This window comes from Roseateles sp., from assembly GCF_052436255.1.
In the GTDB taxonomy this organism is placed as follows: Bacteria; Pseudomonadota; Gammaproteobacteria; order Burkholderiales; family Burkholderiaceae_C; genus Pelomonas.
The window spans coordinates 1-10511 of record NZ_JBQVNP010000164.1; the positions used below are offsets into that span (position 1 = coordinate 1).

The window sequence follows — 10511 nt, forward strand, 5'->3', positions numbered from 1 at the left end:
GACGGTCCGCTCACGACACGGTCACCCGCCGCACCCCGACCACCTCCCAACCGACAACGCTGCCAATGCCAAACACCCTCGATCAGTCGCAGCGGCTGCCATCGACCCGTCGACCCGGGCGATGTTGATGCCGCCCTCCCCGCCGAACCCGCTGTAAGACAGGGCAAGCGCCCCACAACAACGACAGGAGACACAGTGAAACACCACCACCCCCGCCGCACCGCCATCTCCATGGCTGCCGCCCAGGCCACCCTGCTCTGCAGCGGCATCGCCTTTGCGCAGACCCCGCCCGCGCCCGCAGCGCCCGCGGCGTCCGCGCCGGTTCAGAAGGTCGAGACCGTCGTCGTCTCCGGCCGTCGCGCGGCACTCGAGTCGGCGCAGAAGATCAAGCAGAACTCCGACGAGATCGTCGATTCCATCGTCGCCGATGACATCGGCAAGCTGCCCGACCAGTCCGTCACCGAGGTGCTGCAGCGCATCGTCGGCGTGACCATCGACCGCACGATGGCCAAGAACGACCCCGAGCACTACTCGGTGGAGGGCTCCAGCGTCAACATCCGCGGCCTCTCCTATGTGCGCTCCGAGGTGAACGGCCGCGACACCTTCTCGGCCAACGGTGGCCGGGCGCTGAACTTCGAAGACGTGCCGCCCGAGCTGCTGGCCGCGGTGGACGTGTTCAAGAACCCGTCGGCGGCCCAGATCGAAGGCTCCATCGGCGGCCTGGTGAATCTGCGTACCGCCATGCCCTTCGACAACCCCGGCTTCAAGGGCCACATCACCGCCGTCGGCAAGTACAACGAGCTGCAGGGCAAGTTCAGCCCCTCGGCGTCCGGCCTGCTGTCCAACCGCTGGAAGACCGACCTCGGCGATGTCGGCCTGCTGCTGAGCCTGGCCCACAGCAAGAGCTCCACCCGCACCGATCTCTGGCAGGTCGAGCCCTACTACAAGATCGACGGCACCCACTGGGTGCCCAAGGGCGCGCAATGGCGCGACTCCAACTTCGAGCGCAGCCGCAACGGCACCTATGCCGCCGCGCAATGGAAGAAGGACGACATCAGCAGCTCGCTGACCTACTTCCAGTCCAAGTACAAGATGCAGTGGGACGAGAACGCGCTGTTCGCGCAGACCACCCCCTGGAACCTCGTCATCGGCAGCGACGCCAAGTACAACGCCAACAACGTCTTCGTCAGCGGCACGCTGACCGCGCCGGTCGACGGCGGCGTCAACTTCGGCGCCGACACGCGCTATATGACGCGCAACTCCAAGACCCGCGACCTGGGCTGGAACCTGGCTTGGAAGGCCAACGACCGCTGGAGCTTCAGCACCGACCTGCAGCTGGTCAAGTCCGACACCAACGCCTTCGACTCCACCGTCGCCACCGGCCTGCTGATGCCCAAGGAGACGCTGGACCTGACCGGCTCGACGCCGCGTGTCGTCTTCGACGCCAGCGACCTGGCCGCGCTGCAGAACAAGGCCAACTACTACTGGGCCTTCACGATGGAGCACCTGGACCGCAGCAAGGCCGAGCAGAAGGCCTGGCGCGCGGACGCCAAGTTCAACTTCGACCACGCCGTGCTGCAGGACCTGTCCTTCGGCATCCGCCTGACCGACCGCGATGCCACCACCACCAAGACGGTGCCCGACTACAACTGGTCGGCCATCACCCAGACCTGGCAGCGCGGCTGGGACATCAGCGGCCTGGCCTACCTGAACGACCCGCGCTTCAACGCCCCCACGCGCCTGCACGAGTTCAAGAACTTCTTCGGCGGCCAGAGCGTGCCCGCGATCTACGTGCCCGCCGTGTCCCTGGCCAAGGACTACCCGACCAGCTACGCGGCGCTGCACCAGTACCACGACATCCTGTGCGCCGAGCAGGCCGCCGCGCAGGGTTGGAGCAGCGGCTGCGCGACCTGGTCGCCAGCCAGCTTCGGCACCAACCCCGCCGGCACCAACGAGCAGCATGAGCGCACCCAGGCCGCCTACGCCCAGTTGCGCTTCGACTTCACCGACGCCGGAGCGCCCATCGACGGCAACGTCGGCCTGCGCGCCGTGCGCACCGACATGAAGGCCAGCGGCTACACGGTCTTCAACTACAACCCGGGCATCAACCCGACACCGAACCAGACCGTGACCGGCGTGCCGGTGCCAATCATCCCCAGCTTCACGACACCGATCAGCGCCGAGCAAAGCTATGTCGATGTGCTGCCCAGCCTGAACCTGCGCTTCAAGGCCAGCGACAAGCTGCAGTTCCGCGCCGCCGTCGCCAAGGGTGTCTCGCGCCCGGACTTCGCGGACATGCAGGCCTACACGTCAATGGAGCTGACGACGACCAAGCACACCGAGAACAACGACACCGTGCTGGTCATCGACGCCGTCAACCTGAGCGGCTCGGCCAGCGGCAACCCGCTGCTCAAGCCGGTCAAGTCCACCCAGGTCGACCTGACGGCCGAGTGGTACTTCGCCAAGAATGGCTCGGTGACGCTGGCGGTGTTCAACAAGCAGTTGAAGGACATCATCGTCAAGCAGTCGGCGACGACCGTGCTGCGCGACGCTGCCAACAATCCGCTGAACTTCACGGTCACCTCGCCGGTCAACGGCAGCAAGGGCCATGCGCGCGGCTTCGAGCTGGCTTTCCAGCGCTACTTCGACATGCTGCCGGGCTGGATGTCGGGCCTGGGCGTGCAGGCCAACTACACCTACGTGACCAGCAAGACCACGCCCTACGACCCCGTCACCACGCCGTTCTGCGCCGGCACCAGCACCGACGCGGCCAACCTCAACCTGAACATCAACGGTTGCGACACCGACGGCCGCACCTTCGGCAACCTGCCGCTGACCAACCTGTCCAAGAACGCCTACAACCTGGCGCTGCTGTATGACTACGGCCCGTTCTCGGCGCGCGTGGCCTACAGCTGGCGCTCCAAGTATTTGCAGGGCGTCAACGTCAATGGCACGCGCAGCGGCGACGGCCGGCTGAGCAACGGCACGGCCGTGGCCTATGCGCTGCCGACCTGGAGCGACGACTACGGCCAGGTCGACGCGGGCATCAGCTACCGCTTCAGCGACAAGTTCAGCCTCAGCGTCGAAGGGCAGAACCTGAACAACGCGCTGGCCCGTCAGTTGATGCAGCAGAACATCGGCATGATGACCCGCGCTGTCAACTACACCGGCCGCCGTTACTCGGTGCAAGCCAGTTACTCGTTCTGAACATGGCAACAGTCCGGCGCCCCTCGGGGTGCCGGACGCTTTTCGTAGAAGTCCTATGAAGACCCAACAACTCCTTCTCGCGGTGGCGCTCGCCTGCCTGTTCACCACCGCACAGGCCAACGAGGCTCCGCGCTTGGTGGCCAAGGACGGCCGCCACGCGCTGCTCGTCGACGGCAAACCCTTCCTGATCCTGGGCGCCCAGGCGCACAACTCCAGCAACTACCCGGCGGGGCTGGGCCCCGTGTGGGCCGCCGCCAAGGACCTGCGGGCCAATACCGTGCTGATGCCGGTGGCCTGGGAACAGGTCGAACCCGAAGAGGGCAAGTTCGATTTCAGCTTCGTCGACCTGCTCGTCAAGCAGGCCCGCGAGCAGAACAAGCGCCTCATCATCCTGTGGTTCGCCACCTGGAAGAACACCAGCGCCCAGTACACGCCCGCCTGGGTCAAGCTCGACACCAAGCGCTTTCCCGCCAACCTGGACCGCGAAGGCAAGCCCAACTACAGCCTGAGCCCCTTCGGCGCCGAGACGCTGAAGCATGACAAGCGCGCCTTCGTCGCGTTCATGACGCACCTGAAGAAGATCGACGAGAAGCAGCGCACCGTGCTGATGGTGCAGGTGCAGAACGAGGTGGGCACCTACGGCCTGGTGCGCGACTTCGGCAAGGACGCGCAGGCCGCCTTCGAGCAGCCGGTGCCCGCAGCGGTGCTGGCGCGCAAGAAGCCGGTGGCTGCAGCTTCGGGGACTTGGCGCGAGGTCTACGGCGACTATGCCGACGAGTACTTCCACGCCTGGGCCATCGCCCGCTACATCAACGACATCGCCGTCGCCGGCCGCGCCGTCTACGACTTGCCGATGTACGTCAACAACGCGCTGCGCGATCCGCTGGAGCAGCCGCCCAAGCCCTGGAAGAGCAACTTCGCCAGCGGCGGCCCGACGCACGACGTCATCGACATCTACAAGGCCGCCGCGCCCGCCATCGACATCGTCGGCCCCGACATCTACAACGTCGAGTCGGCCCAGGTGAACGCCAACCTGCGCCTGTTCCAGCGCCCGGACAACGCGCTGTGGGTGCCCGAAATGGGCACCAAGCCGGGCTATGCACGCTTCGTCTACGCCATCCTGGGCCGCGGCGCCATCGGCGTGTCGCCCTTCGGCACCGACTACTTCAACTACAGCAACCACCCGCTGGGCACGCTGGCCACCGACAAGACGCTGGTCGAACCCTTCGAGCGCGTCTACCGCATGTTCGCGCCGATCCAGCGCCAATGGGCGCAGTGGGCCTTCGAGGGCCGCACCCAGGGCATCGCCGAGGGCGACGACCGCCAGCCCCAGCAGCTCGACTTCCCCGGCTGGACAGCCAAGCTGACCTACCGCCTGGGCCGTTTCGGCGAGCCGAGCTGGGGCGGCGAGTTCGCCAAGCCGGCGCCCGGCACCGAGGAGCCCGGCGGCGGCGCCGCGCTGGCCCAGATCGGGCCGGATCAGTTCATCCTCATCGGCCACCGCGTGCGGGTACGCATGGAACCCGCCGCCGGCACCGGCGGCATGATGCTGCGCGCCGAGGAGGGCGAGTTCGACGCCCAGGGCCGCTGGCAGATGCGCCGCGTCTGGAACGGCGACCAGGTCGACTACGGCCTGAACCTGCCGGCCGAGCCCGTGATGCTGCGCATCACCATGGGCCGCCCGCGTTGATGCTGCGCGGTCTCCTGCTGTCGCTCGCGCTGGGCGTCGGGCTGCCGCTGCAGGCCGCCGACCTGGTGCTGTGCTATGACGCGCCGGCGCCGGACACGCCGCAGGGCTGGGAGCAACGCGCCCTGCCCATCGGCAACGGCCGCCTTGGTGCGATGTCGTTCGGCCAGGTCGCGCGCGACCGCCTGCAGTTCAACGACATCACGCTGTGGACGGGCAACGAGCGTGAGCTCGGCGCCTTCCAGCCGTTCGGCGACGTCGTGCTCGAACTCGACCGTGCCGCGGCACCGGTGAGCGACTACCGCCGCGAGCTGGACCTGGCCCGCGCGCGGCACCGCCTGAGCTATGTGCAGGACGGCGTGCGCCACACACGCGAGACCATCGCCAGCCACCCGGCCCAGGTCATCGCCTGGCGGCTCAGCGCCGACCAGCCCGGCCGCTACAACGGCCGCATCGCGCTGACCGACCGCCATGGCGCCACGCTGTCCGCGGCCGGCAGCACGCTGACCGCCGTCGGCCGGCTGCCCAACGGCCTGGCCTATGCCAGCCAGCTGCGCGTCGTGCACGAAGGCGGCAGCGTCGGCGTCGAGGGCAAGCACCTGGTCCTGCGTGGCGTGAACGCGCTGACGCTGGTGCTGGGTGCCGGCACCAGCTATGCGCACGGGCGGGCCAACGGCCCGGCACCGCTGCCACGCGTGCAGGCCCAGGTGACCGCCGCCGCCGCCCAGCCGTGGGCACGTCTGCAAGCCGCGCATGAGCGCGACGTGCAGGCGCTGCTCGGCCGGGTGCAGCTCGACCTCGGCGCCAGCCCGGCCGAGCGGCGCGCGTTGACCACCGACGCCCGCCTGGCCGCCTACACCCAGAGCGGCGGTGACCCCGAGCTGGAGGCGCTGTACTTCCAGTTCGGCCGCTACCTGCTCGTCAGCAGTTCGCGCGGCTCGCTGCCCGCCAACCTGCAGGGCCTGTGGAACGACCACCTGCAGCCACCGTGGAACAGTGACTACCACTCCAACATCAACCTGCAGATGAACTACTGGCCGGCCGAGCCGACCAACCTGGCCGAGGCCGCGCGCCCCTTCCACGCCTTCGTGCAGGACCTGGTGCCGATGTGGCGCCGCCCAGTGGCCGAGCGCGCGGCGCTGGCCCGCAAGGACGCGGCGGCCCTGCCGCCCGAGACGCCGCCCTGGGACAACTCGGTGCAGCCTCCTATCGAGACCTTCCTGACCGCGCAAGGCCAGCCCATGCGCGGCTGGGCGCTGCGCACCGCCACCAATCCCTTCGGCGCGCAGACCTACCTGTGGAACATGACCGGCAACGCCTGGTACGCGCGCCACTTCTGGGAGCACTACGACTTCACGCAGGACCGCCGTTTCCTGCGCGAGCAGGCCTGGCCGGTGCTGAAGGAAGTGGCCGCGTTCTGGGAAGACCGGCTCGAGGAGAACGCCGACGGCAAGCTGGTCGCGCCGAATGGCTGGTCGCCCGAGCACGGGCCCATCCAGGACGGCGTGGCCTACGACCAGCAGATCCTGTGGGACCACTTCGACAACATGGCACGCGCCGCCGAAGTGCTGGGCGAACATGCCGCGCGTGACCGCGCCATCGCGCTGCGCGACCGCCTCGCCGGCCCGCGCATCGGCAGCTGGGGCCAGTTGCTGGAGTGGCAGGCGGAGCTGAAGGACCCGGTGCTCGACACGCCACGCGACACCCACCGCCACGTCTCCCACCTCTATGCCCTCTACCCCGGCCGGCAGATCTCGCCGACGCGCACGCCCGAGCTGGCGGCCGCGGCGCGCAAGACGCTGGAGGCGCGCGGCGACGTCAGCACCGGCTGGTCGATGGCCTGGAAGATCGCCTTCTGGGCGCGGCTGCATGACGGCGACCGCGCCCACCGGCTGCTGCAAGGGCTGCTGTCCACGCCCGGTTCGCGCGTGGCGCGCACCGGCGGGGAGGTCAACCAGGGCGGCACCTATCCCAATCTGCTCGACACCCACCCGCCGTTCCAGATCGACGGCAACTTCGGCGCCACGGCGGCCATTGCCGAGCTGCTGCTGCAGTCGCATGACGGCGCCATCCACCTGCTGCCTGCCCTGCCCTCGGCCTGGCCGAGCGGCGCGGTCAAGGGCCTGCGCGCGCGCGGCGGCTTCGAGGTGGACATCGCCTGGGCGAACGGCCGCGTCACCAGCGCCACCGTGCGCGCCGTGGCCGGTGCAGGCGGAGGCCGGGTTCGCGTGGGCGAGCGCATCGTCGACCTCAAGCTCAAGCCCGGCCAGTCGCGCACGTTGACCGCCAAGGATCTTGGATGAAACACAAAGGCAACCACAGAGGCACAGAGGAATTCACAGAGGTCTTGCCTGTGCCTCTGTGGTTGCATTTTCCTGACCCGTTTCATGCGCTGATCGCCCCGGCAATTCACCCCTTTGTCCGCGCCCTGACGGCGCCGATGCTGACTCCATGACCGCACTGACCTACACCAGCCCCTTCCCCGCCGACTTCGTCTTCGGCGTTGCCGCCGCCGCCCCCCAGATCGAGGGCGCCGCCTTCACCGACGGCAAGGGCGAATCCATCTGGGACCGCTTCTGCCGCCAGCCCGGCAAGGTGCATGACGGCGACACGCTGGACGTCGCCTGCGATCACTACCACCGCTTCGACGAGGACTTCGCGCTGATGGCCTCGCTGGGCGTCAAGAGCTACCGCCTGTCCATCGCCTGGCCGCGCATCTACCCGAGCGGCGATGGCGAACTCAACCCCGCCGGGCTGGACTTCTATCACCGCCTGTTTGCCAGCATGAAGAAGCACGGCATCGAGCCCTGGGTGACGATGTTCCACTGGGACCTGCCGCAGGCGCTCGAGGACCGCGGCGGCTGGGCGTCGCGCGTGACGGTGGACGCCTTCGCGCGCTACGCCGACACCATCGTCAAGGCCTTCGCCGGCGCGGTGAGGCACTGGATCACGATGAACGAGATCCGCTGCTTCACGCAGCTCGCCTATGGCTATGGCAGCAAGGCGCCGGGCCGTACCGAGAGCGCCGCCGTCGTCAACCAGACCTTCCACCATGCGCTGCTGTGCCACGGGCATGGGGTCAGAGCCGTGCGTGAGTTTGGCGGCGCCGGCGCCGTCGTCGGCCTGACCGACAACCTCGATGTCTGCATCCCCGTCACCGAGACGCCCGCCGACATCGCTGCCGCCAGGACCTGGTTCCTGCAGATGAACGCCCATGTGCTGGGTGCCATGCACGCCGGCCGCTACCCGGCCGACTACCTCGAACGGGTCGGCCCGGATGCGCCCGATGTGCGCGCTGGTGATTTCGACCTCATCAGCCTGCCCACCGACCATCTCGGCCTGAACATCTATACCGGCACCTATGTGCGTGCCGGCAGCAACGGTGCGGCGTTCGAGGCCCTGCCGAATCCGGTGAACTACCCCCGCGCCGACAGCCCCTGGCTGCGCCTGGTGCCCCAGTCCATCTACTGGGCCACGCGCCTGGCCGCCGAGTGCTACGGCCACCGGGCCCTCTACATCACCGAGAACGGCTGCGGCTACAACGACGAGCCGGTGGTGAACGGCGAGGTGCTGGACCTGCACCGCCGTGACTTCCTGCGCAACCACCTGCGCGAGGCCCACCGCGCCATCGCCGACGGCGTGCCGCTCAAGGGCTATTTCCTGTGGAGCTTCATCGACAACTACGAATGGGAGGACGGCTACCAGCGCCGCTTCGGCATCGTGCACTGCGACTACGAGACCCAAGTGCGCACGCCCAAGCTATCGGCGCGCTACTACGCCGACGTCATCCGCGAACGCCGCATCCTGTGACCTGAAACCGCGCTGAAACCATGACGCCTATATTCCTCGCGCCGCAGCGGGCCTCCGCCCCACACGCGGTCTACCGAGGACTACCACGATGACTTCCGTTCGCCCCCTGCGCCGCCGCCAACTCCTTGCCGCCGCCTCCCTGCCGGCACTCACCCCTGCCGCATTGGCCGCAGCGCCCCAACGCCGTGCCGCGCCCGCGATGACAGCGTTGACATATGCCAGCGCCTTCCCCGCCGATTTCGCGTTCGGCGTCGCCGCGGCCTCCGCCCAGATCGAAGGCGCGGCCTTCAAGGACGGCAAGGGCGAATCCGTTTGGGACCGCTTCAGCCGCGTGCCGGGCAAGGTCCATGGCGGCCATACGCCGGATATCGCCTGCGACCACTACCACCGCTTCGACGAGGACTTCGCCTTGATGGCCTCGCTCGGCATCAAGAAGTACCGCCTGTCCCTCGCCTGGCCGCGCATCTACCCGAACGGCGACGGCGCGCTGAACCAGAAGGGGCTGGACTTCTATCACCGCCTGTTCGCCAGCATCAAGAGGCACGGCATCGAGCCGTGGGTGACGCTGTTCCACTGGGACCTGCCGCAGGCGCTGGAAGACCGTGGCGGCTGGACTTCGCGCGTGACGGTCGATGCCTTCGCGCAATACGCCGACACCGTCGTCAAGGCCTTTGCCGGCGAGGTCAAGCACTGGATCACCCTGAACGAGATCCTCTGCTTCACCTTGCTGGGCTACGGCACCGGCACCAAGGCGCCGGGCCGCAAGGAGAGCGCCAAGGTCGTCAACCAGACCTATCACCACGCGCTGCTCTGCCACGGCCACGGCGTGCGCGCGGTGCGCAAGTTCGGCGGCAAGGGCGCCGTCGTGGGCCTGACCGACAACTGCGCGGTGTCCGTGCCCGTGACCGAAACACCGGCCGACATCGCCGCCGCCAAGGCCTGGTTCATCGACCGCAATGCGCAGATCCTCGGCGCCATCCAGGCCGGCAAGTACACGGCCAACTTCCTTGCCCGGGTGGGGGCAGACGCGCCCGACGTGCAGCCCGGCGATTTCGCCCTCATCAGCCTGCCCACCGACTTCCTCGGCCTGAACATCTACAGCGGCACCTTCGTGCGCGCCGCCAAGACGGATACCGGCTACGAAGCGCTGACCAATCCCACCAACTATCCCCGCGCCGACAGCCCCTGGTTGCGCCTCGTCCCGCAGTCCATGTACTGGGCCACGCGCTTCTGCCACGAGACCTACGGCCATGCGGCGATCTACATCACCGAGAACGGCTGCGGCTACGACGACGAACCGGTGGTGAACGGCGAGGTGCTGGACCTGCACCGCCGCGACTACCTGCGCAGCTACCTGCGCGAGGCCCACCGCGCGATCGCCGACGGCGTGCCGCTCAAGGGCTACTTCCTCTGGTCCTTCATCGACAACTACGAGTGGGAAGACGGCTACCAGCGCCGCTTCGGCATCGTGCACTGCGACTTCACGACGCAGGTGCGCACGCCCAAGTTGTCCGCCCGCTATTACTCCGACGTCATCAAGACACGAAAGATTTTGTGAACGCCAGCACCCTCCACATGGCGCAGTTGGCGCCAGCAGCCAGCGACCGCCTGCCCATGCGCCAGAAGGTCGGCTTCGGCCTCGGCGCCTTCCTCGACATGTGGGGGCACTGGCTCTACCCGTCGCTCGCCTTTCACGTCTTCAACATCTTCCTGGGCGTCGCGCCCGGGCTGATCTCGACGGTGCAGATGGTCAAGATCTTCATCGACGCCGGCAGCGACGCGGTCTTCGGCTGGATCAGCGACAACA

6 protein-coding genes are annotated in these 10511 nt (G+C 68.1%); all 6 read left to right on the forward strand.

The annotated features are described in order from the left end of the window. Positions 1 to 195 precede the first annotated feature (195 nt). On the forward strand, positions 196 to 3207 hold the full coding sequence (locus ACT6S0_RS23785) for a TonB-dependent receptor (protein ID WP_444766247.1): 3012 nt from the start codon (positions 196 to 198) through the stop codon (positions 3205 to 3207). Positions 3208 to 3262: 55 nt separating this feature from the next. Further along, positions 3263 to 4897: a DUF5597 domain-containing protein gene (locus tag ACT6S0_RS23790; protein WP_444766248.1), complete on the forward strand. Its 1635-nt coding sequence runs from the start codon at positions 3263 to 3265 to the stop codon at positions 4895 to 4897. Further along, the gene (locus ACT6S0_RS23795; RefSeq protein ID WP_444766249.1) at positions 4897 to 7197 is read left to right on the forward strand and encodes a glycoside hydrolase family 95 protein; all 2301 of its coding nucleotides are present in this window, start codon (positions 4897 to 4899) and stop codon (positions 7195 to 7197) included. Before ACT6S0_RS23790 ends, ACT6S0_RS23795 begins: the two co-directional genes overlap by 1 nt. A 148-nt stretch (positions 7198 to 7345) precedes the next feature. After that, the gene (locus tag ACT6S0_RS23800; protein ID WP_444766250.1) at positions 7346 to 8704 is read left to right on the forward strand and encodes a GH1 family beta-glucosidase; all 1359 of its coding nucleotides are present in this window, start codon (positions 7346 to 7348) and stop codon (positions 8702 to 8704) included. Positions 8705 to 8792: 88 nt separating this feature from the next. After that, on the forward strand, positions 8793 to 10262 hold the full coding sequence (locus ACT6S0_RS23805; RefSeq protein ID WP_444766251.1) for a GH1 family beta-glucosidase: 1470 nt from the start codon (positions 8793 to 8795) through the stop codon (positions 10260 to 10262). Continuing rightward, a partial coding sequence (locus ACT6S0_RS23810) for a hypothetical protein (RefSeq protein WP_444766252.1) occupies positions 10259 to 10511 on the forward strand: 253 nt, incomplete at its 3' end. The genes ACT6S0_RS23805 and ACT6S0_RS23810, both read left to right, overlap by 4 nt.

What these genes read in the sequence shown, in the direction of transcription:
- ACT6S0_RS23790 (WP_444766248.1), top strand. Translation starts at nt 3,263, where the DNA reads ATGAAGACCCAACAACTCCTTCTCGCGGTGGCGCTCGCCTGCCTGTTC.
- ACT6S0_RS23795 (WP_444766249.1), top strand. Translation starts at nt 4,897, where the DNA reads ATGCTGCGCGGTCTCCTGCTGTCGCTCGCGCTGGGCGTCGGGCTGCCG.
- ACT6S0_RS23800 (WP_444766250.1), top strand. Translation starts at nt 7,346, where the DNA reads ATGACCGCACTGACCTACACCAGCCCCTTCCCCGCCGACTTCGTCTTC.
- ACT6S0_RS23805 (WP_444766251.1), top strand. Translation starts at nt 8,793, where the DNA reads ATGACTTCCGTTCGCCCCCTGCGCCGCCGCCAACTCCTTGCCGCCGCC.